This is a genomic window from Bacteroides togonis (assembly GCF_900130135.1).
In the GTDB taxonomy this organism is placed as follows: domain Bacteria; phylum Bacteroidota; class Bacteroidia; order Bacteroidales; family Bacteroidaceae; genus Bacteroides; species Bacteroides pullorum.
In genome coordinates, this window is record NZ_LT670820.1 from 2,322,668 (window position 1) to 2,346,061 (window position 23,394).

At 44.8% G+C, this 23,394-nt stretch carries 21 protein-coding genes; 3 read left to right on the forward strand and 18 right to left on the reverse strand.

Annotated elements, in window-relative coordinates; all coding sequences use genetic code 11:
• Position 1: 1 nt before the first annotated feature.
• The 9 genes from BQ8005_RS09900 to mutA form a co-directional block, all read right to left on the reverse strand.
• The gene (locus tag BQ8005_RS09900; RefSeq protein ID WP_234984028.1) at positions 2 to 1,561 is read right to left on the reverse strand and encodes a vitamin K epoxide reductase family protein; all 1,560 of its coding nucleotides are present in this window, start codon (positions 1,559 to 1,561) and stop codon (positions 2 to 4) included.
• Between the two features lie 117 nt (positions 1,562 to 1,678).
• The gene (locus BQ8005_RS09905) at positions 1,679 to 1,912 is read right to left on the reverse strand and encodes a TIGR04149 family rSAM-modified RiPP (protein ID WP_317044833.1); all 234 of its coding nucleotides are present in this window, start codon (positions 1,910 to 1,912) and stop codon (positions 1,679 to 1,681) included.
• A 74-nt stretch (positions 1,913 to 1,986) separates the two neighbouring features.
• Positions 1,987 to 3,471, reverse strand: coding sequence for a TlpA family protein disulfide reductase (locus BQ8005_RS09910; protein ID WP_075317935.1), 1,485 nt, complete (start codon positions 3,469 to 3,471; stop codon positions 1,987 to 1,989).
• A gap of 24 nt (positions 3,472 to 3,495) precedes the next feature.
• A complete protein-coding gene (locus BQ8005_RS17400; protein WP_159436236.1) occupies positions 3,496 to 3,684 on the reverse strand; it encodes a hypothetical protein in 189 nt (62 codons plus the stop codon).
• Positions 3,685 to 3,895: 211 nt separating this feature from the next.
• Entirely contained in the window at positions 3,896 to 4,093 is a 198-nt protein-coding gene (locus BQ8005_RS09915; protein ID WP_075319117.1) for a hypothetical protein, read from the reverse strand.
• Between the two features lie 98 nt (positions 4,094 to 4,191).
• Positions 4,192 to 4,593 carry a DUF3244 domain-containing protein gene (locus tag BQ8005_RS09920; RefSeq protein ID WP_083610547.1) on the reverse strand — a complete coding sequence of 134 codons (402 nt, stop codon included), beginning with the start codon at positions 4,591 to 4,593 and terminating at the stop codon, positions 4,192 to 4,194.
• A 167-nt stretch (positions 4,594 to 4,760) separates the two neighbouring features.
• Positions 4,761 to 6,422: a hypothetical protein gene (locus BQ8005_RS09925; protein WP_075317937.1), complete on the reverse strand. Its 1,662-nt coding sequence runs from the start codon at positions 6,420 to 6,422 to the stop codon at positions 4,761 to 4,763.
• 475 nt (positions 6,423 to 6,897) lie between these two features.
• Positions 6,898 to 9,042 (reverse strand): methylmalonyl-CoA mutase, encoded by a 2,145-nt coding sequence (scpA, locus tag BQ8005_RS09935; RefSeq protein ID WP_075317939.1) that lies wholly within the window; start codon positions 9,040 to 9,042, stop codon positions 6,898 to 6,900.
• Between the two features lies 1 nt (position 9,043).
• Positions 9,044 to 10,915: a methylmalonyl-CoA mutase small subunit gene (mutA, locus tag BQ8005_RS09940; protein WP_075317940.1), complete on the reverse strand. Its 1,872-nt coding sequence runs from the start codon at positions 10,913 to 10,915 to the stop codon at positions 9,044 to 9,046.
• A 241-nt stretch (positions 10,916 to 11,156) separates the two neighbouring features.
• On the opposite strand from mutA, the gene BQ8005_RS09945 reads away from it, so the two are divergent.
• Positions 11,157 to 12,824: a putative transporter gene (locus BQ8005_RS09945; RefSeq protein ID WP_075317941.1), complete on the forward strand. Its 1,668-nt coding sequence runs from the start codon at positions 11,157 to 11,159 to the stop codon at positions 12,822 to 12,824.
• Positions 12,825 to 12,929: 105 nt separating this feature from the next.
• Here BQ8005_RS09945 and BQ8005_RS09950 read toward each other — a convergent pair whose 3' ends face one another.
• Positions 12,930 to 13,571 carry a cytidylate kinase-like family protein gene (locus BQ8005_RS09950; RefSeq protein WP_075317942.1) on the reverse strand — a complete coding sequence of 214 codons (642 nt, stop codon included), beginning with the start codon at positions 13,569 to 13,571 and terminating at the stop codon, positions 12,930 to 12,932.
• An 82-nt stretch (positions 13,572 to 13,653) separates the two neighbouring features.
• Positions 13,654 to 15,024: an MATE family efflux transporter gene (locus BQ8005_RS09955; protein ID WP_075317943.1), complete on the reverse strand. Its 1,371-nt coding sequence runs from the start codon at positions 15,022 to 15,024 to the stop codon at positions 13,654 to 13,656.
• Positions 15,025 to 15,132: 108 nt separating this feature from the next.
• Here BQ8005_RS09955 and BQ8005_RS09960 point away from each other — a divergent pair, with 108 nt between their 5' ends.
• Entirely contained in the window at positions 15,133 to 17,334 is a 2,202-nt protein-coding gene (locus BQ8005_RS09960; protein ID WP_075317944.1) for a tetratricopeptide repeat protein, read from the forward strand.
• A 100-nt stretch (positions 17,335 to 17,434) separates the two neighbouring features.
• Here the strand turns inward: BQ8005_RS09960 and BQ8005_RS09965 are convergent, their stop codons facing one another.
• The 7 genes from BQ8005_RS09965 to BQ8005_RS09995 all read right to left on the reverse strand — a co-directional run bounded on the left by BQ8005_RS09965 (position 17,435) and on the right by BQ8005_RS09995 (position 22,301).
• Entirely contained in the window at positions 17,435 to 17,743 is a 309-nt protein-coding gene (locus tag BQ8005_RS09965; protein WP_021848426.1) for a hypothetical protein, read from the reverse strand.
• A 251-nt stretch (positions 17,744 to 17,994) separates the two neighbouring features.
• A complete protein-coding gene (locus BQ8005_RS09970; RefSeq protein ID WP_075317945.1) occupies positions 17,995 to 19,356 on the reverse strand; it encodes an MATE family efflux transporter in 1,362 nt (453 codons plus the stop codon).
• A complete protein-coding gene (locus BQ8005_RS09975) occupies positions 19,356 to 19,940 on the reverse strand; it encodes a Maf-like protein (RefSeq protein ID WP_075319118.1) in 585 nt (194 codons plus the stop codon). The genes BQ8005_RS09970 and BQ8005_RS09975 overlap by 1 nt, the downstream gene beginning before the upstream one ends.
• Positions 19,941 to 19,975: 35 nt before the next feature.
• Positions 19,976 to 20,506 carry a KdsC family phosphatase gene (locus BQ8005_RS09980; RefSeq protein WP_021848423.1) on the reverse strand — a complete coding sequence of 177 codons (531 nt, stop codon included), beginning with the start codon at positions 20,504 to 20,506 and terminating at the stop codon, positions 19,976 to 19,978.
• 116 nt (positions 20,507 to 20,622) lie between these two features.
• Positions 20,623 to 21,411, reverse strand: coding sequence for a Rossmann-like and DUF2520 domain-containing protein (locus BQ8005_RS09985; RefSeq protein ID WP_075319120.1), 789 nt, complete (start codon positions 21,409 to 21,411; stop codon positions 20,623 to 20,625).
• Positions 21,412 to 21,427: 16 nt separating this feature from the next.
• Positions 21,428 to 21,763, reverse strand: coding sequence for a hypothetical protein (locus BQ8005_RS09990; protein ID WP_021848421.1), 336 nt, complete (start codon positions 21,761 to 21,763; stop codon positions 21,428 to 21,430).
• Positions 21,741 to 22,301 carry a nitroreductase family protein gene (locus tag BQ8005_RS09995; protein WP_021848420.1) on the reverse strand — a complete coding sequence of 187 codons (561 nt, stop codon included), beginning with the start codon at positions 22,299 to 22,301 and terminating at the stop codon, positions 21,741 to 21,743. The genes BQ8005_RS09990 and BQ8005_RS09995 overlap by 23 nt, the downstream gene beginning before the upstream one ends.
• A 98-nt stretch (positions 22,302 to 22,399) precedes the next feature.
• Between BQ8005_RS09995 and BQ8005_RS10000 the strand changes: the two genes are divergently transcribed.
• Complete coding sequence (locus BQ8005_RS10000) at positions 22,400 to 23,386, forward strand: GNAT family N-acetyltransferase (protein ID WP_075317946.1); 987 nt, start codon at positions 22,400 to 22,402, stop codon at positions 23,384 to 23,386.
• The last annotated feature ends 8 nt before the right edge of the window (positions 23,387 to 23,394 follow it).

Sequence of the window (23,394 nt, forward strand, 5' to 3'; positions counted from 1 at the left end):
CTCAATCAAATAAATAATCAATATCTTTGACTTCATAATAATGGGGAAATATTCTATTATTTGCAATGAGGATAGGAGTACTGAAGAACTTATGTTTCAGACACCATTCCTTCTGTTCTTTCAATATATCAACAATGAATTCTTCTTGTATAATCGTATTCTTTTTAGTTAATAAGTTATTCTTACTAATTGGGTATTTAGTTACATAGTTTAATAAGGTATCAATGAACATCTTTGGTTCATGTATATAAGATTGTACGAGCCCTTTTGCAATAATCAAGGATTCTGGATGTTTTTTTTCATCTAAAAGAAAGATTAATTTTAGATTAACCTCTTTTTTCCGTTTAATGATAGGTAATAAAGTCTGTAGTTCTTTTATACAAGGCACGCATATAGGACTAAACACCAACGTTAGCGTATCTTTTGCATTTTTATTACCTATGCAAATTCTATGATGCATTTCATTGAAATCTGCTATACATTTTGTTTGAGAAAAAGCGTACTGGATAATGTTATCATCAAATATTAGTTGATTGAATTTCTGTCGTAAAGCTATGTGTTGTTTAGAACTAACAATTAAAGGCTTAATAATCATATAAGTTGTCAATACAATTAAAACTTCCGCAACCAGACAAATGATAATATCGATAGAATAAAGTTCTTGAATGTCAATAGTTTTAAAAGTGCATAAACTTAAAATGAATAAGAACATAAATACCGCTTGGACAGATAAACAAAGAGTACACCATTTCTTTGCAACAAATTTTTGATAAGTAATAGAATAGCAAACATAGCCCAAACTCATAATTGACAAAATATTAATGGCAGTCCTTGCTACATCAAAAGGGAAAAAAAGTATTAATAATAATAAGGCTACAAAATAAACTACTCCCATATCAGTCCATGAAACGATGCCTAAAAAATAAGCATCTTTAAAGTCTAAAATGGATGAACAATCCACTTTGCTTTTCCCATTGTTTGCAGAACACAACCTTTTAACAAATATATTATACTTGTCTGTTTGTTGTATAAATAGAAAAATTGTCGATGTTACTCCAGCCAAAATCCCCACTAAATAGAAATAAAACGACATCTCAGTTTCTTTTTTCATCCATAATAAGACTATAAATGTCAATAATAGACTAATAATAAAAAAAGGAAACTTTACATTTTCTACAAGGGTAACTAATTTATCCTTATAAGGGATATGTATGTTCACAGGTTTTTCATCAATCAAAAGAGCATTTCCATCCCACATCTTAATAAAATCTTCACGTGTAATGTTTTCAATGTTCCCATTTTCGTTTTTTATTTGCACATATTCGGATGTAACTTTATTCACAAATAAAAATAAATCCACATTTGTATAAACATGTACAAGACAAGGTAACGGTATCTTGAGCAATTCTTCATATCCAATGTGAACCGCATAACTGTCTTTATCCAGTCGTCTTAATATATATTGGAAAGCTAAAAAACTCGGGAAATCCGGATGTCTCTTCAATATACTATATAGAACAGGAGAATAAATTCCGTTATATTCTCGAACAATAATCTTCAAAATAGTTCGGACATTGTCCTTTATGATTTTTTTATGTGCATTCATTTCAACAGGAGCAAAAAATTTCAGAAGAAGAGACTTCTTTTCTAAGGAAGTCTCTTCAAAAACGTCAACTTCTTATGCATTACCACAATAAGATGTCGTAGAACAACTGTCGCAACACCAATAGCCCGAATGATCCGCAACTCCGGCCAAAGCTATAGACTTACTGACGTTGCACGCTACTGTGCCAGATTTTAAATTGTAATACCCGCAGGTACCACCACCTTTAACCTCTCTCATTTGTGATTTACTGAGAGCATTCAATCTGAATTTTTCAAATTTCATAGTCGTAAAAATTAAATTAAACATTGTTATTAGAAAACACACAAATACAATAATCAGAGTTCCTTGTCTGTATTTGCTTTTAAATAATTTCAACAGATCTATTTCAAGTACTTGTTCAATCTCTGCACGATTTCATTGCTACTCGGTCGTGGCGCGTTCCGTTCTACCAAATTACCTTTTTTATCAAAAACGAGGTAACGGGGAATGGAGGATAATTCGATTTGCCGTAGCATTTCACTGTTCTTTGAGTTTTGAATGAAATAGCAGGTAGGCAGCGAGGACAATCCCTCTTCCTCACACGCTTTCCGCCATTTCTCTTCCTCATCGTTATAGGACAGATAGACAAACACAACATCTTTGCCTGCATACTTTTCACGAAGCCGGATTGCCGGTTCCATTTCCGCCCTGCACGGGCCGCACCAACTTGCCCAGAAATCCACATAAAGAACTTTTCCCTTAAACAATTCCTTTATATCCGCGAAAGTCGTTTCCGTGCCTTGCAGGTCTTTCAGCACCAACTGGCCGGCATCTATATCTAAACGATATTGCCGAACCAATTCATCATGCAAGGTGCTGTCGCCGGTTATCTGTAGGTACTTATCCAGATAGGCATTCATGTCATCAACCCCGTAATCCTTACAGATTTCTCGCAAACAGTCTCCCAACAAACAGCGTTTCGCCCGTGGACCGAACTTTTTTGACGCTATCTCGTCAAACATAGTCCGAAAATCAGCATAGCCTCCATGGGAAGTAGTCACAACAGTAATATGCTGGCCTATGGCCACTGCATAATATTCTATCAGTTCCCGGAACGTGGGGTAATAAGTCTGTTCTTCCGTCAGGTCCGGTTCTATCTTGCGATAATAAGACGTGTCTTCCAGCATGCGATGTGTTTCATGGTCTTTCAAGCGAAGGCGGAACCGGTAACGTTCATACATAGCTTGGGTAATTAAGCCCTCCTGTAAGAAATCCTGTATGGTGTCCGTGTAAGCTTTCCGGTAAGCGGCATACATTGATTGAAGTGAATCCAACGGGCAGTAATCCGGCAGGAACTCCGTCAAATTCTGTTCACGAATCATCTTAATGTTTTGCGCTATCGTCAAAAAACTACTTCCAAGACACGTGCCTGCCTCTAAGTTGAGATGCGTGCGTCCTTGCCGCAATTGGTAATTCATGTTGTAAATACGGTTGCGTTCCGGATGGTGCTTGCTCTTCAACAGTGGATAGTCAAGGCTGTCTGTAGTCACACAAACGGTATCGCCCTGCAACAAAGGATAATAGATATACTCATGGTCACGATAGCTCAAAGCAAACTCTATGAAATCATTCGGACAACCTATTACCAATGTATCACGCAACGTATCCGGAGTATAGGTATGGTAGACGCCTGCACTGTCCACAAAGCTTACCTTGGGCATAGGTATATGAAACGAACCTATACCCGGTGTCTTGAATTTGGGAGGATTGTAGTGGTCGAAAATGATAGTAACAGAGTTAGGGACATAAGTATCAATCTTAGGACTAGAACAAGCCCCCACTAAAGTAACTAATAAAATACTGAAATATTCCAATCTCAATTTCATGAGTATAACCTCCTATATAAGTAGTTAACACCAATAATAGCCTCCTCCACTCGCTTCTATCAAAAACTTGGCCTGTTCTTCCGTTAGATTTGGGTGGACGGTCTGTGTTCTGGGAATAAACACGGTACACGTCTTATCATTTGTGCCACCTATCATTTTTCTCATTTGTCTTTTGGACAGCATTTTATCAGCCCAACAAATTAATTTTTTCATAATCCAATTCTTATGATATGCGTTACTTTCTAATGTTTTTCATAAAACTAGTTACAGAAAAGTTTTCGTATAAACACAAACTGTCCGATGTCTTATCCATAGAGTAGTGTCTTTTACAATAGATCCCTATCTGGCGATGTGACAATAACATCTCGGGCAGTTTGTTTTTACGATCATCGGTATTTCATGAGAGTTCAACTCTCACCACAAATCAATACCAACTTGCAGAGCTACAACTGTCGCAGCACCAATTACCACCTGAGGCCATCATTTGGGCTTGAGCTTTGCTCAAATTATAATGCACATGGCCACTTGGCGATTTTGCCGCACAAGTTCCAAAACCACCTTTGACGGCTCTCATCTCTTTTCTGCCAAGAGATTTGTCTTTGAAATAACTAAAATCTTTCATTTTTGTAGTTTTTTTTGTTAACAATAAGGCAAACATTCATTTGTTCCTTATGAACATTTTCCTATTAATTATAATGATACGTAACATTTTCATTCTCTTTAAAGTGAAAATTCTCCTTGCAGCCACAAACCGCCCGATACTACATCTATCTGATACCGTCCCTTGCCGCAAGCACTCAGGTCGATTTCCATACCTCCCATGCCGGTCTGCGAATAGATTTCTTCTCCGGTAACCGCGCGGGTAATGGTAACGGTGGCTTCTTCCGACAATTCGCTCAGGTCTATGCTGACTATCTTATTAGATAAGGTAGCGTAGGCGGTGGGTTGGAAGAGGGAGAAAGGATTCGCAGCTTCTTTTTTTATTACATAAAGTGGAATATCTTCCTCTTCGTCATCTGTTGCAATTGCGACTCTATTTTGGGATAAGTTCTGATTTTCTATCGTCCATAAAGGGATGCTACCCATCCATAAAGATACGAATGTTACGATTAGTGCTTTCATGATTGTACTACTCTTTAAAATTAAACCTTATCGTTGTTTTGATGTGATAAAGTTAATCGAATAAAAGCGGACAAAGTGTGGAAAATTCAGACAAAAAGTGTGGAAAATGCGCCTTTTTCCACACATTTCACAGCCTTTACGTGTGGAAAGTGTGGAAAAATTATGGATTATATGTTTTTCAGCAGGTCTTTCAACTCGATCTCGTCTTCGTTCTTAAACTTTCTTTTCAGCAGGGATTTTCGCTTTTTGTAAATGCCGCTGCGGTCTTTCTCCATGATGACAGAAATCTCCGTCGGGCTGAAATCGAAGAGATGAAGGCTGCAAAAATAAATTTCTTCTTCAACCAGTTCAGGAAATTTCTGGTTCAGACGGTCAATGATACCGCCCGTAAGCTGATTGATGGCTTCGAGCCACTCCCGCCGGTCTTTTTCCTCAAAACGTTCTTTATAGTCACAGAATTCCTTGTAATAGTTTAAAATATTCTGCAACTTTTGATATATCTTTGTTTGCGGCATCTGTTCTTGCAGCGTGTCAAAGTGGAACAAGGGATGTATTTCCTCAGTTTCTTCTATGCACTGTTGAGGTTCAGATACCAATACGGGAGAAGCAGTAGTTTCAGCCTCCACATGAGCTTGCATCTCCTTCAACAACAATTCTTTCAGTTGTTGTTGCGAAGTTCTCTCTTTTTTGCGGGCGCGTACAAACAGAACTATGACAATCAACACAAGTCCGGCAATCGCAGACATACAATAGTAAACAATATGCCAGACAGACTGTTGTTCCTGCCAATCGACGTATTCGTGTTCCGCCAATTGAACTTCCGTAGTCTGCATTTCTTGCTGATACAATTTCTCATTTCGGACACGCAGTTTCTCATACTCCAATGCCTTCTGTGCATTTTCTTGCTTTTCTGCAATGTCGCTCAACCGCATATAAGCTGCAGATCGGATATGTAATCGGGGCGATGCAAGTGCTTTATTAAAATAAAGAGAAGCGGAGTCATAAATACCCTGCCGATAAAAGCCTTCTCCGGTAAGAAGAAAGGCTGTAGACAGCATGGTAGTATCCTTTTGCTGTAAACTCAACGCAATCTTTGCAAACTGCAACGTTCGTTCTCCGTCACGCATGTAGCTATAAAGTTGACTTAAAGTAAGCGCATTACTACATTGGTAGGACGGATTGCCATAACGGGAAGCCCTTTCATAATTTTGCTGTAATCTTTGTTCCGCTTCTTTATAATACGATTTTCCTTGTCCTATCAGATAAAGACTTTGTCGTTCTACGGAAACCAGCCACAGCACCGTATCTTTCATCTGAATAGCCATCTGCTCGACTCTCTTATATAAGGAATCGGCTTGCCGATTGAGTCCTTCGCACTGATATATGTAGGCCATTCCGTTATAAACCCGTGCTAACAATCGCTTGTTCTTGACAGATTGCGCCAACTCTTCCGCTCGATAGTAAGCTGCCACGGCTTTACCACCGTCTTTTAGATAATTATAGAGTATGTATCCACGGGTATATTCACCCCGTGCTTCCCGCTGTTTGTCTCCGGTGCGCCGGAAGTAATCCACGGCTACCCGCAACAGCGAGTCATCCCGTTGCGGGATGTGGTTACGACATTCCGCCTCCACCGTGAGCAATGCATAGCGCATCCGCTCCTCCTTCGTGTCCAGTCGGGCAGGCGGAATGCCGCGCAAAAGGGTGAGGGCACTGTCCGGACGAATATAAAGGAGGCTGTCCGCATCCGCCAGGCGGCGGGTGTAGTCGATGTGCGTGCAGGCAGCGAAAGCCAGCAGCAGGAGGGGAAGGATGTAGGTACTCTTCATGGGTTATATTCCTTTCGGAATGCAAACTTACGAAAAAAAAGCGTTTTCCCGATGGAAGCCATCGCACAAATGAATTATCACCATCCGCACCGCTGCATCCATCGCCGGAGGCTACATAGTTCCAATGGGCTGCCATGGGAATTATTTCCCATTGCTAAAATACCTCATAGATGTAAAATAAAATCATTCTATTTCTCCCCATCCTGCCCGTCCCTGTTTTCAGCCCCCTTAAACTTCCCTTGGGGAATGTTTGAAACATAGAGGGGGAATGTTTGAAACATTCGGCCCTTATGTTTGAAACATAAGGCTCTTGAGATTGAACCCGGCTTTCAGACAGAAGAAAGGCAGCCTTTGCGGAAGTTTCTTCTTTGTAAATATAAATGTATAAATCCGATATAAATCTCCCCATAAAAAAAGAGTGCACCCCAAACGGATGCACTCTCCCACAAACAAACATAAACAGAATGCTGTCGGATTATTCGTCCAGCAGAATTTCCAAAATCTGGCAAGCTGCCTTGGCAACCGAAGTACCGGGGCCAAAGATAGCGGCTACACCAGCCTTGTACAGGAAGTCATAGTCTTGTGCGGGGATTACACCACCGGCAATCACGACAATATCCTCACGGCCCAACTTCTTCAGTTCGGCAATGATTTGTGGAATCAAAGTCTTGTGACCGGCGGCCAGTGAAGACACACCTACTACATGCACGTCGTTCTCAACAGCCTCACGGGCAGCCTCGGCCGGAGTCTGGAACAACGGTCCCATATCTACGTCGAAACCGCAGTCGGCATAACCGGTTGCTACTACCTTCGCACCACGGTCGTGACCGTCCTGACCCATCTTGGCAATCATGATACGGGGCTGACGGCCTTCCTTCTTGGCAAACTTCTCGCAGAGTTCACATGCCTTGGCGAAGTCTGCATCGCTCTTACTTTCTGATGAATACACGCCTGAAATAGTTCTGATTACTGCTTTATAACGTCCTACAACCTTCTCGCAAGCATACGAGATTTCTCCCAAAGTGGCACGAACACGGGCAGCCTCAACAGCCAGTTCCAGCAAGTTGCCCTTGCCTGTCTTCACACATTCGGTGATGGCATCCAGTGCCTTGTCCACTTCTGCCTGATTACGTCCTTCCTTCAGACGCTTCAGGTTCTCCAGCTGTTCCTGACGAACGGCCGTATTGTCAATCTCAAGGATATCAATCGGAGCTTCCTTCTCGAGGCGGTACTTGTTCACACCGACAATGGTCTGCGCACCGCTGTCGATACGGGCCTGCGTACGTGCGGCAGCCTCTTCGATACGCATCTTGGGGATACCGGTTTCGATAGCCTTGGCCATACCGCCCAGCTTCTCGATTTCCTGGATGTGCTCCCATGCCTTGTGGGTAATCTCGTTGGTCAGCGACTCTACATAGTAGGAACCACCCCACGGGTCAACGTTCTTACAGATATTGGTCTCTTCCTGAATATAGATCTGCGTATTACGCGCGATACGTGCAGAGAAGTCGGTCGGCAGGGCAATGGCCTCGTCGAGGGCGTTGGTGTGCAGAGACTGTGTATGACCCAGTGCGGCTGCCATAGCCTCGATACAGGTACGGCCTACGTTGTTGAACGGATCCTGCTCGGTCAATGACCAACCTGAAGTCTGAGAGTGTGTACGCAAAGCCAGTGACTTCGGATTCTTCGGGTTGAACTGCTTTACAATCTTGGCCCACAACATACGTGCAGCACGCATCTTGGCAATTTCCATGAAGTGGTTGGTACCGATGGCCCAGAAGAAAGACAGACGTGGTGCAAAAGCATCGATGTCCAGTCCGGCACCCACACCGGCACGGAGATATTCCAAACCGTCGGCCAGGGTATAAGCCAACTCGATATCTGCCGTAGCACCAGCTTCCTGCATGTGGTAACCGGAGATGGAAATGGAGTTGAACTTCGGCATCTTCTGCGAAGTATATTCAAAGATGTCGGAAATGATCTTCATGGAAAATGCAGGCGGATAGATATAGGTATTGCGCACCATGAATTCCTTCAAAATATCGTTCTGGATGGTACCGGCCATTTCTTCAAGCTTGGCTCCCTGCTCCAGACCGGCATTGATATAAAACGCCATGACGGGCAGTACGGCACCGTTCATCGTCATGGATACGGACATCTTGTTCAAAGGAATGCCGTCGAACAGTACCTTCATGTTCTCCAGCGAGCAGATGGATACACCGGCCTTACCAACGTCACCCACTACACGTTCGTTGTCGGGGTCGTAACCGCGGTGCGTAGCCAAGTCAAACGCTACAGACAAACCTTTCTGACCGGAAGCCAGATTACGGCGATAGAACGCATTCGATTCTTCGGCCGTAGAGAAACCCGCATACTGACGGATTGTCCAAGGACGCAGGGTGTACATTACTGAGTACGGACCACGCAGGTAAGGAGGAATACCGGCAGCAAAGTCCAGATGCTCCATTCCTTCAAGGTCTTCTTTGGTATAAACAGGCTTCACATTGATGTGTTCCGGCGTCTTCCAATCAGCCTCAATGCCGTTAGCCTTCTGCCATTCAGCACCATTGACGGGCTTGAAATTGGCATATATATCTAAGTTTTTAAAATCTTTTCTCATCTTACTTCAAAAGTTTAGCGTTGTATTCTTTCAGTGTTTCCAGCACGTTGACACGAACATGGATGAAATTCTCGATACCGGCAGCCTTCAGTTCGTCCATGCAGGCAGGAGCTCCGGCAACGATGAACATAGCACGGCCATTCAAAGCCTTGAATGCGGGAACTGCATACTCGGCATATTCGTCATCGCTCGAGCAAAGTACTACAATGTCGGCCTTCGCAGCTACGGCAGCTTCAACGCCCTCTTCTACAGTAGAGAAGCCCAGGTTGTCCACCACTTCGTATCCGGCGCAAGCCAGGAAGTTACAAGAGAACTGTGCACGTGCCTGACGCATAGCCAAGTTACCAATCGTCAACATAAATGCTTTCGGACGCTTGCCGGAAGTTTCAGTCTGCAGACGCAGAGCCTCGAATTCGCTGGCGGCACGGTCGAAATTCAAAGAAGGAACATCCTTTTCGCAAGTATCATGATGCCCGCCACCACAGCAGCAAACAGCTTCCAACGGACGCTTTTCGCCAGCCAGCTCGGTGAAGTTAGGATACTGGTTGGTACCCAACAGGATCTCCTTACGCTTGGCCACAGCTTCGTGACGAGCCTTGTTGCTGGCATTCACAGCTCCCTGTACCTTGCCGGCCTTCACTGCTGCATAGAAACCACCTTCATCCTCAACAGCCAGGAACAAATCCCAAGCCTGCTTGGCAATGGACACTGTCAAGTTTTCAATATAATAGGAACCGGCAGCTGGATCAATCACTTTGTCGAAATGAGATTCTTCTTTCAGCAACAACTGCTGGTTACGTGCCAAACGTTCAGAGAAATCATTCGGAGTCTCGTATGCCTTGTCGAAAGGAACCACCGTCATAGAATCAACACCTGCAAGAGCGGCACTCATTGCTTCAGTCTGCGTACGGAGCAGGTTCACATACGAATCAAAAACTGTCAGGTTGAAAGAAGATGTTTCAGCATGTATCTTCATCTGGGCAGCACACTTACAGTCGCCTTCGGCCAGATACGAATTCACGATATCGGCCCACAACATACGTCCAGCGCGGAACTTGGCAATTTCCAAGAAATAATTGGAGCTGATACCAAAATTGAACTTGATTTTTTTGGCAACCGTTGCAGCAGGAATACCAGCTTCGGTCAGTTGATTCATATATTCATTACCCCATGCCAATGCGTATCCCAGTTCCTGATAAATATAAGCACCTGCATTGTTCAGAGTAAGCGCATTCACATTGATGACGCGATATTCGGGCAAAGCAGCCGTAGCGGCAATCAGTGCCTTGGCCGTATCTACCAAGCTACCTTTTTCCTTGCCCTTAACCAACATCTTGTTCAAATAGTCGAAGTTAATAGAACCATGCAACTTGTTCAGGTCATATCCCTTCTTCTGGAAATATTCTACCAACAAATTGGCCAAATCAACAACATGCCCTTGGCAAGTGGAAAAGTTCAACTCGACACATTCTGCACAAATACCTTCAAGCAACATTTCCAGATAAGCGGCATTCAGTTCCTTGGCCTTTACATGGAACGACAAAGAATCAATTCCTTTGTTCAGGATATCCAAGGCCTTGGCATTAGCTTCCTTCACATCATCTACTCTGATTTCCTGACGTACCAGCCACTCATTGTTGTCTTTCTTGTTACCTCTCAAATAAGGGAATTCACCAGGAAGTGCATCCGTTGTCTTAAGTCCTTCAAGGTCTTCCTTACGGTAGAAAGGTTTCACTTTAAATCCTTCGTTTGTCTTCCAAACGAGTTTCTTCTCAAAATCAGCCCCCTTAAGGTCTGCTGTTACTTTTTCCATCCACTGCTCAGTGGTAACAGGAGAAAAGTCAGAGAAGAGTTTTTCTTTACTGTCTGCCATAGTTTATAAAATTAAAATAGATAAATACTATTCATCATTTTGTCGTCAATAGACATGCAAATATACTCAAATCAAATTAAAGACAATCCTTTTTAGTGAAATTTCATACCTACCACTAAACAAGTGTCAAGTCGACATTGCAAAATCGAAAAATTAAGAAAAAACTTTGGCTACAATTGTTGAATTAGCTAATTTTGCAGAATTGTTTTTCAACTACAAATAAAGATGTGTTAAAAATATTATGAATTGGTTAGAAAGCTTGTTATGGGACCCAGCTTCCGTAGCACATATTGTGTGCCTTTATGCCTTTGTCATTTCACTAGGTGTACTGCTGGGTAAAATCAAGTTCTTTGGAGTATCGTTAGGAGTTACATTCGTACTCTTCGCGGGTATTCTGATGGGACATCTGGGATTTACAGGAGAAATTCACATTCTGCATTTCCTACGTGAATTCGGTCTTATTCTATTTGTATTCTGCATTGGTTTACAAGTGGGGCCGTCGTTCTTCTCGTCTTTCAAAAAAGGCGGTATGACATTAAATCTGCTTGCTGTCGGCATCGTTTTGCTGAATATTGCTGTTACATTGGCTATTTATTTTATAGCCAACGGCCGTGTGGACCTACCAATGATGATTGGTATATTATATGGTGCCGTAACCAATACACCAGGTCTCGGTGCTGCCCAAGAAGCACTGAACCAGCTGAACTACACAGGTGAACCTATAGCTTTGGGTTATGCCTGCGCATATCCGCTCGGCGTCGTAGGTATCATCGGCTCCATTATTGCTATCCGTTACATCTTCCGTATTTCACTTTCCAAAGAAGATGAGCAAATTAAAGTACAAGACAATGATACGAAGCACAAGCCCCACAACATGCATCTGGAGGTACGCAATGAATCCATCAACGGAAAGACGCTGTTACAGGTAAAAGATTTCCTGGGACGTCCGTTTGTCTGCTCGCGTATCCGCCACGAAGGCCATGTCAGTATCCCCAATCATGAAACGGTATTTTATACTGGAGACCAACTGTTCATTGTTTGTTCTGAAGAAGATGCTGAAGCCATCACTGCTTTCATCGGTAAAGAAATTCAAGTAGACTGGGAAAAACAAGACATGCCGATGGTCTCCAGACGAATTTTGGTCACCAAATCAGAAATAAACGGAAAGAAATTAGGAAGTATGCACTTCCGTAGCATGTATGGTGTCAATGTAACCCGCGTAAATCGTTCTGGTATGGACTTGTTCGCTGATCCGAACCTAATTCTTCAGGTAGGTGACCGCGTTATGGTCGTAGGCCAGCAGGATGCTGTAGAACGGGTAGCTGGTGTATTGGGCAACCAGTTAAAGCGTCTGGATACTCCGAACATCGTCACAATCTTTGTCGGTATTTTCATGGGTATCGTATTGGGTAGTCTACCTATCGCTTTCCCAGGCATGCCTACTCCCGTAAAACTAGGTTTAGCTGGTGGACCGCTGGTAGTAGCCATCCTCATTGGACGTTTTGGACATAAGTTAAAACTAGTAACCTATACCACAATGAGCGCCAATCTGATGTTACGCGAAATAGGTATTGTACTCTTCCTGGCAAGTGTAGGAATAGAGGCAGGTGAGCATTTTGTACAAACAGTGGTGCATGGAGACGGTTTATTGTATGTCGGTTACGGTTTCCTCATCACAGTTATTCCACTACTCATTATCGGTGCCATAGCGCGTTTTTATTTCAAAGTCAACTACTTCACTCTGATGGGTCTTATCGCCGGTAGTAATACAGATCCCCCTGCACTGGCCTATGCCAATCAAGTAGTATCGGGCAACGATGCACCTTCGGTTGGTTACTCTACCGTATACCCGCTGTCCATGTTCCTGCGTATCATTGCCGGTCAAATGATTCTGTTGGCCATGCTTTAGTATCCTCCTTGAGGAATATAAAAATATCAGGCGCAAATTGCACACTTCAAAAGGCTGTACAATCTGCGCCTGATTTATATTTTCAAACCGTATAACGAATATCCATCAACGGACAGTAATATCCAAATTCAGTTTCTTGCGCACAAACTCCTCTATGTAATCTACCGTACTGGCAATACCCAAAACAGACGAATCGATACACAGATGATAGGTAGCAGCAGCTCCCCACGTTTTATAACTATAATAATTGTAATATTCCGAACGCTTTTTATCCGCCTTTTCCATCATTTCCTCAGCCTCTTCCTTGGATATGCCGTGAATACGGCACAAACGTTCCATCCTATCTTCTGGCGTTGAAGATATAAATATATTGGCACAGCGAGGATGATCACGCAAAATATAGTCAGCACAACGTCCCACAAAAAGGCACGACTTCTCATGAGCTAACCGACGAATAACATCACTTTGTACTTTAAACAATGAATCATTACTCAAACAATTGTTGGTCGGAATAGTTCCATCACCTATAAACGGGAAACGCATACCAAACAATCCGCCCATAATGCCTTGAGAAGGGCGTTCATCCGCTTTTTCAAAAAACTCACGGCACAATCCACTTTCTTCCGATGCCAACTGAATCAGCTCTTTATCATAAAAAGATATATTCAACCGATGAGCCAGACGTTCGCCTATCTCGCGCCCGCCGCTTCCCAACTGACGGCCAATATTCACTACAAAATATTCCATAAACCTTTATTATTAAACACGTTTGCTGCAGGCAAATATAAAAAATCTCACGCAAACGAACGAACACATAGCAAAAAATGTTTCACACAGATAAAGACTGACGAACCGCCGCTTTGTGAAATTTACGAAACTGCAACAACAACATGACTGCAGCAATAATACTAGCCAACAAATCGGACACAGGCATACTGATCCATACACCTAACGCGCCAAAAAAATGTGGTAGGATCAGCAGACATGGAAGCAGAATCAACAACTGACGAGACAGCGACAAGAAAATAGCCTTTCCAGCCATACCTATACTCTGAAAGAAATTGGCTGTTACCATCTGAAAACCTATTATAGGGAAAAACATAACGATAATGCGCAGTCCACGAGCCGACAAATCTATCAGTTCGGCGTCCGAAGTAAAGATACTCACAACCAGTCGCGGTACAGCCATACCTACAACAAAGCCAAAAGTTGTTACGACCGTAGCATATACAATGGTCAGTTTCAACACCTTGGTCACGCGCTGATAGAATTGCGCTCCATAATTATAGCCGGCTATAGGCTGCATACCCTGATTCAATCCCATCACAATCATTACGACAATATATACCAGACGATTGACAATACCAAATGCACCGATAGCCAAATCGCCGCCATGACGTTTCAATCCCTGGTTAATCAGAATGACAATAAAACAGGCAGCCATATTCATCAGAAACGGTGACATGCCGATAGCCAACGAATCGACCACAATCTTGCGCTTCAAACGGAATATGCCACGATGAAAATGAAGCAATTCATTACGATTACTAAACAACTTGAACTGCCAAAGCAACGCTATAATCTGGGCCAATATCGTAGCAATGGCTGCACCACGGATACCCCACCCGAAGCCATAAATAAACAAAGGGTCGAGAATAGTATTGATAACAACCGTAGCTACTGTGGCATACATTGCTTTCTGCGGATGCCCAGAGGAACGCAGCACAGAATTCAATCCAAGGTACAAGTGCGTAACAGCATTGCCGATAAGAATAATTTCCATATAGTCACGTGCATAAGGCACTGTATCATCACTACCACCGAAAAAATAAAGAATGGGATCAAGAAATGGCATCACCACTAACGTAAAAGCAACACCTAGTAAAATATTCAGTACTAAAACATTACCCAATACGCGTTGAGCCGTATCATAATCCTTTTGGCCCAACTTGACCGACACCAGCGTGGAAGCCCCCACACCAACCAACGAACCGAAAGCCGCCGCAAGGTTCATCAACGGGAAAGTCAACGCCAGGCCCGAAATGGCCAATGGCCCTACACCATGGCCGATAAAGATACTGTCGACCATATTATACAAAGAAGAAGCCGTCATCGCAATGATTGCAGGAACGGCATACTGCATCAATAATTTTCCAATGTTTTCTGTACCCAACGCTGTGGGAGTATTCAATCCTGCCATATCTATTTCACCTAAACATTTTTACGGGTGCAAAGGTAGACAAAAACAATGGAAATCCGATATAATTACACTATCTTTGCTCCCGATTGGACACCACATTATTCTATTATGGACGAACAAACCATCAACGAACAACATAACAGCATCATTGCTCTACTAAAAGGCAAACGCCTGAAAGAAGCACAAACCCAACTGACCTCCATGTTGGCAACCTGTCCCGACTGGACATTACATAATCGATTGGAACAAGCACAGACTTCTTATAACTACATGCTGCAATATATGAAGCAAGGCGTAGACGATCCTGAACGAGGCAAACTATATATAAAACTCCTAGCGGAGACATGGGCTATTGCTAACCAAGCACGACTAATATTGCTCGACGAAACATCTTCTGCCTATGGCTATTACCAGACATTACACTACAAGAATCGCCATACAGCTGTTCGTCTGGACGGATACCTGCATGCACTGGAAACATTTCAGGACGACGTGGCCGTATGTAAGCTAATTACCGACAACAACCAAAGCTTCAACCACCTGCAGAAACGCCATGAAGAAACAAACCAAAAGTTATTCCAATCCATTTGGGGTAATAGTGAATGGACGGCCGAAGAGGACACTCAAGCACAAGCATTCCTTTCTTCTAGTTTATTACGTTCCATTGATCTTTGTCTGGTTGTAAGCGCCGTAACCATGAGTCTTCAAGCCTGTTTCGACATTCGCAAGTGTCTGTGGCTACTTGAAGCCAGCCAGCACCAAGAAACTATTGTGAGACAACGTGCACTGATCGGTCTACTCCTGACTCTGAACACGTACCCCGACCAATGCCTGCTCTATCCAGAACTGAAATCGCGCATCAGCCTATCTGACGAAAACGGATGGTTAGGGAAAGAACTGAACCGTATTAGTCTCCAATTACTGCAAAGTCAGGAAACTGAAAAGATAGACAAAAAAATGCGTGAAGAAATCATTCCTGAAATGATAAAGAATGTCAGCATGATCAAAGGAATGAAACTTGGGTTGGAAGAAACAGCAGACGAAAACGATCGTAATCCCGATTGGGAAAATACTTTCGAGAAATCAGGGTTAGGAGATAAGATTCGTGAAATGAATGAAATGCAGATGGAAGGTGCAGACATCTATATGAGTACATTTGCACAATTGAAATCAGGACCCTTCTTCGGCCAGTTATCCAATTGGTTCTATCCATTCGATCCGCTACATTCCAGCGTGTCGACCCTGTTCGGTCCGTCAGATACAGGTGAGAATGCAGTCTTGAATGTTATCCTACAATCAGGTTTCTTTTGCAATAGCGACAAATACTCACTCTGCTTCACCATGACCCAATTACCTCCATCCCAACGTAACCTCATGTTACAGCAGCTTACCCCTCAAGAATTGAATGAGATAATGGACAACGAGCAGGCCAAAATGATGAAACAGTATGCCGAACGCCCTGAAGTCATTAGCAACCAATATATACACGACCTATACCGTTTCTTCAAGCTAAACCCACGCCGACGTGAATTCGAAGACCCCTTTAAGGATGATTTCGCTTTCTATGATTTGCCTATCCTCAAAGGCATTCTGGATAAGCCAGAATTATTGACTGCTATAGCTGACTTCCACTTCCGTAAGGAACACTATTCTGAAGCCCTTGTGCTCTACAGACGACTAGAAGTTAAGAACAAAGCCCATGCAGACCTCTTTCAGAAAATTGGTTATTGCCTGCAGAAAGAAAAGAAATATGCAGAAGCCATCGAAGCCTATCGGAAGGCGGATATCCTGAAGCCTGACCATCTGTGGACCATACGTCACTTAGCCACCTGTTACCGGCAAATACACAATTTCAGCATGGCCTTAGATTACTATCTGAAGGCGGAAGGCATACAGCCCGAAAACGCCAACATACTATTCTTTATTGGAAGTTGCCATGCCGAATTGGAAGAATATAAGGAAGCGTTGCAATATTTTTTCAAGATGGATTTTCTGGACAGCCATTCCATAAAAGCCTGGAGAGGGATCGCTTGGTGTTCTTTCATGACTGAAAAATATGAGCAAGCCGATAAATATTATCAGAAGCTACTGCAAGAAAAGCAAGTCCTTGCTACAGACTGGCTCAATGCAGGACACGTAGCATGGGTACAACACAAACCTGACGTTGCAGCCGAACGCTACGGAAAAGCAATCGCAATGTATGGAAGTAAAAGTGACTTTCTGGATTTGTTCAATAAAGACCGCGATATCCTTATCAGACATGGTATCCATGAAGAGGACATACCGCTAATGGCCGACATTGCCAATTAAAAACGTTGGTATTAAAGTACAAAAAAGAAACAAGCCGGAAGCGTTTCCTACTACTCCCGGCCTGTCTCTTAAAAAATATTCATTCTACGAACAGCAAGTCTCATTTCACTTCTTCACCTTTATCAGTAAAGAGGACTGACGTTTCTGTTCCGTCTTCTGCTACCAATGTCAGTTTATAGATCTGTGTCTCAGATTCTTCTTCCTGACGTACAGCCGCTTCCTTCAGCGTTTGCTCAGGATAAGCTTTGGTTACAGCATCAACTACAGCCTGAGGAACTTCTTCCAATTTAACGGGAACAAAATCATCCATTACTTGAACGGTCATCATATCGTTCGTATCGACAGTCGTTGCAAAAGCTGCGGTTCCTAAACTCAATGTCATAGCTGCTACAAAAAACAATTTTTTCATAATCGTAAAGTTTAATAGTTAAAACACTTATTGAATAGAATAGTTGATCAAGCTATCTGCCTAACTAAGGACAAATGGAATGCCACAATTCCGTTCTAGAAGCAACCACCTATAAAACAAGCAATTAAAAGAATAAATTCTACACAGAAACAGACTAATTTGGGGAATAATACCACATAAGTTGAGGAAAAGCAACTGTAAAAGTCACGTAAAATCTACAGTAGTATATATAATATTAAACTTGTGAAAGGTTATGCAACCTTCATCCTTGCCAATATACGGGGAAAGAAGAATGCAAAAATCGTAGTACAGCAGATAGCAGCCACGGCATCGGAGATTCCTTCAGCAGCAAAAATACCCATCACACCCATCCATCGGGGCAACAACAAGGCCAATGGCACCAACAAAATAACCTTGCGAAGCAAGGCAATGAAGATAGACACCTTGGCCTGCCCCAAAGCGACAAACATGTTCTGACAAGCACGTTGCAGCCCGAAAATAGTCATACCAGCCAGAAATACAGGCATCGTGCGAGTCACGGTTTCCGTCAAATGTGCATCACTAGTAAAGATAGCAGACACCAACGAAGGGAAAAGTATCATCAACAATACCAGTAGAAAATTGAAGAAAAACATCACAGTCACCACTATCTTGAAGCATTCCTTCACTCGCTCACGGTTACCGTGCCCAAAATTATAGCTAACTACAGGAACAAAACCTTGGGCAAAACCTGTCAGCGGCACGCTGACACAAAGCATAGCCGCCTGCATCACTGCCAATGCACTGACGTAGATATCACCATAGCGTTCCAAACTACCGTTCAGCACGAACCCCACCAAACTCTCAGTACTGGCCATAATGAAGGGCGAAAGGCCCAAAGCCAACGTAGCCCCCACGATACGACGATCCAGCTGCAAATACCTGCGTTCGAGCTGTAGCGAAGCACGTCTGGAGGTAAGGAATGCCAGTACCCACACGGCAATGCACGCCTGAGACAGGATAGTGGCCAAAGCGGCTCCCTTCACTCCCATATCAAAAGCAAAAATAAAAAGAGGATCGAGCGCAATATTAAGCACAGCTCCGATAATGACCGAGTACATGGCCACACCTGGCCGTCCCTGACAATTTATAAATGTATTAAGCCCCACGGCTACCTCGACAAAAAGGGTACCCAACAAGTAAACGGAAAGATAGTCTACCGCATAGGGCAACGTGTGGGTTGATGCACCGATAGAGGTCAGAATGGGCTTCATGAAAAGATAGGAAACGGTCGAAGTAACCACAGCAAAAAGTACCAACAGTACAAAGCCATTACCCAATATCTTCCCTGCCCGTTCACGATGCCCTTGCCCTAAAGCAATAGCTGCCAACGGAGCACCACCTCCAGCTACAATGGCCGAAAAGGCTGAAATAAGGATGATAACCGAACTCGTCACCCCCACCCCTGCCAACGCATCGGTACCTATATCAGGGATATGGCCGATGTAGACACGATCTACCAACGTATAAAGCAGATTGACCAATTGGGCAGCTACCGCTGGCAGTGCCATGCGAAAGACCAACGGCAGCATACGGTCGGTACCCAAACGTTCTTCGTATTGCGTGTTTGGCATCACTCTACAGACTTCAGTTCACGATAGAGTCGTTGTACAGGCAAGCCCATGATATTGAAATAGCTACCTGAGATGTACTCCACCCCTACGAAGCCTATCCACTCCTGTACGCCATAGGCTCCTGCTTTGTCCATCGGACGGTAATGGTCTACATACCAACAGATTTCTTCTTCCGTCAGCTGTGCAAAGCGTACCTCGGTCTGTGCTGAAAAGCTACGCTGCCACTCCGTCGTTGTTATACAAACTCCTGTAAATACTTCATGCGTGCGCCCCGACAGGTTACGAAGCATCAGCAAGGCATCCTCACGATCACGAGGTTTACCCAGCACACGACCGTCCAACCAAACGATGGTATCGGCCGTTATCATCAGCTCGTCGGCCTGCATCAGGTCGCGATAGGCAGCTGCTTTCTCGCGAGCTATGTACAGAGGGATATCACCACCTTGCAACGTTTCAGGATATGATTCATCAACATCAGGCAAAGTGCGCACTTCGTAGTCGATGCCCAAACCAGAAAGCAGTTCCTTGCGCCGAGGCGAATTGCTCGCCAAAATCACTTTGTATTTCTTCAGATTGTCCAGCATAAAAACAATATACAGTGAATAATAAATACCAATAACTACCAACCGAAAGCCCTCTCGTCGGCCATCCAAAGGCCCTGTACCTTGAGGACTTGCTCCACCACGTCGCGCCCTACGCCATAACCACCGTCGGCATACGAAATGTAACGAGCCACAGCCTTCACCTCGGGGGCTGCATCGCGCGGACAGCAGGGAAGGCCACAGGTACGCATCACCTCAAGGTCGGGGATGTCGTCGCCTACGTAGAGTATCTCTTCGTCGCACAAACCATAACGATCGCGAAAGTCACGATAGTCATGTATCTTGACCGACGAGCCCAGGTAAATATTTTCTTCCTTCAAGCCCAAAGAAAGAAAACGGCGGCGTACAGCCTCGGTCCGTCCACCTGTAATGATACCAAGCAGCACCCCCATCTTGGCTGCCAGGTGGAGCGAATAGCCATCCTTGATGTTGACAGTGCGCATAGGCTCGCCTTCGGAGCTCATGGGAATGACGTTTGCACTGAGCACGCCGTCCACATCGAAGAGCAAAGCACGTATCTTCTTTAAATCATAATTGATAGTACTCACGATCGGATCATTCGTTTAATTGGGTTTCACTAAAGATTCAAAAACAGAAAGCATTGTTTTCTCGAACAGAAAGCGATGAGTTCTTTGCAAGAAAACAGTGCTTTCCAGCAAAGAGCCTATACCAGCCGATGGATATCGTCGCTAAGCAGGCGATAGAGCTGCTGCATCTCGGGTTCGTCGGCCAACATGTCGAGGTGCTTACCGATGACACCCATGTCATAACGAACAGCAGGACCCGTCTGCGCCAATCGAGGAGAAAGCTCGTGCACCTTGCGTGCCGTCTCGTCGATGAGGGGCAGCATGGCGTCGAAAGGCAAGCCGTGCTTCTGCAGCAGATGTTCGGCCAATGCATACATGTGGTTGGTGAAGTTGCAGGTGAAAACAGCTGCCAAATGAAGATTGCGCCGTTGTTCAGAATTGGCTTCCAGCACCTTGCGCGACAAGGCCGAGGCTATCTGCTTGAGGAAATGCACTTCTTCGTCCGAACTTCCTTCCACAAAGACAGGAATTTCGTGGAAGTCCACCAAGCGACTCTTACTGAAAGTCTGCAAGGGATAGAACACGCCATAGCGCTCCACATGCCCCTTCCAGATGTCCATCGGGATGCTTCCTGCCGTATGTACCCAAAGTCCTTTCCCCCTACCTGCTACAATCTGCGGCAGTAGCTCCACCAAGGCGTCATCCTTAAGCGACACGATGTAGAGCTGAGCGTCGGGCACCACTTTTTCCAAACTCGTGGTATAGTCGGCCTCTACGGCCTGAGCCAGTGTACGGGCCGAATCCTCCGTACGGCTGTATATCTGTACCACCCGAAAGCCTTTGCGGTAGAAGGCATGGGCCAGGTTGGTGGCCAAGTTGCCCGCACCTATGAACACGATGGACGTATCTTCTATACTTCTTTTTATCATGGATTTCGTTTCGTTATCTCGTAGCTATAAAATAGAGGATGATACCTATCACCAGCAGGGCTAGCGGCAGCAGATAGGCCGACATGGTGCCCAGCAGAGCAGTAATCAGCCCAAAATTCAACACCAGCCAAAGACCAGCCAGCACCAGGCCGACCGACTTGTCGTGCTTGACCAGCAGGAAAATGATGGCCGTATAGAGCAGAAAGTTGTCCTTCTGCATGACCCACGGCAACCCCAGTGCCGCAAAATGCACCAGTTTGTCTAGCAGGTAGAGCACGCCAAAGACCATCAGCGTAATGCCAGTAGCCTTATAGGTATCCTTGTTGTTATTCGCCTTCGCCGCACTCACCGTTGTTTCCTCCGTATTTGTTCAGATGGATTTTTTCCCATTGCAGGTGTTCCTCGTTGAAGGGCTTGCGCTCCATACCTTTGTGACCGATGGCGATGATGCTGAGCACCTGAAGCTGCAGAGGAATATCAAGCACATCGTGCACATATTCGTTCGACGTCACACCTGGAGCTGCAAAACGTTCGCGCACCTGCACCCAGCAGCTGCCCAACCCCAAATCTTCGGCCTGCAGTTGTAGGTAGATGGAAGCGATAGAGGCATCTTCGATCCACACGTCGCTGCCCATCGGGTCGGCCATGACCACCACAGCCAGTGCCGCATCGGCTATAAACTGCGAAGCCTGCTCCTTGCAACGAGACAACTTCTGAAGCGTCTCTTTATCGTCTACCACGACAAACTGCCAGGCATTGCTGCGCTTTGATGTCGGCGCCATCAGAGCCGCCTTCATCAGCGTTACCACTTCTTCCTGCGTCAATTCTTCGTCCGTAAACTTGCGCATGCTGCGACGGTTCTTTATCAATTCGCTGAAACTTTCCATAACTGAATCATCTATTTGTAGCGAAGAGAGCAATCTCTTCCTGATTAAACTTGATAAACGTTGCAAAGATACGAGAATATTTTCTAAATTTGCCGTCGATGCCTTTGAAACTGACGACATATCACACAGGAAGCGACATTCCTCCCCTGCCGGGAAATGATACCTTCCATTCGACGACCCTGTTCCGCATCTACGAGGCGACACCAGGTTACAGTCCCCTGCTCATCGTGGCCAGCCTCGACGGGCAACCCGTAGCCAAGCTGCTGGCCGTCGTCCGTCGTAGCGTGCGCCTGTTTCCGCCAAGCATCATCCACCGTTGCGAAGTCTTCGGCAACGGCGAATATCTGGCCGAAGGCATCGACCGCGAAGCCGTCTTCAGCGATATGCTCCAACGGCTCACCGACGAAGCCTTGCGCAGCTGTTTCCTCATCGAGTTCCGCAACCTGCCCGACGCCCGTTTCGGCTACCGTTCTTTCCGTTCGTGTAGCTATTTCCCTATCAACTGGCTCCGTGTACGTAATTCCCTGCACGATACCGCCCGCACCGAAGTTCGCTTCAGCCCCTCACGCATCCGCCAAATAAAAAAGGGATTGAAAAACGGAGCCGAAGTGCGCGAGGCACGCACCACCGACGAAATCAAGGAGTTTGCCCACATGCTCCATCACATCTATTCGTGGAAGATACGTCGCCACTTCCCCAGTCGGGAATTTTTCCAGCAACTGGCACAACAAGCTACCGACCCGCAACGACAGAGCCGCATCTTCATCGTCACATACAAAAACAAAATAATAGGCGGCAGCGCCTGCGTCTATTCAGGCAGCAGTGCTTACCTGTGGTTCTCAGGCGGCATGCGCAAGACCTATGCCTTGCAATACCCCGGCATACTGGCCGTATGGAAGGCATTGGACGATGCACGCCAGCAGGGATACCGCCATCTGGAGTTTCTGGACGTAGGCCTTCCCTTCCGCCGCCATGGTTATCGCGAATTCGTTCTTCGTTTCGGTGGAAAACAAATCAGCACCCGACGTTGGTTCCGCTTCCGCTGGAAGTGGCTCAACCGAGTGCTGACCTGGATTTATGAATAACTGCTTGC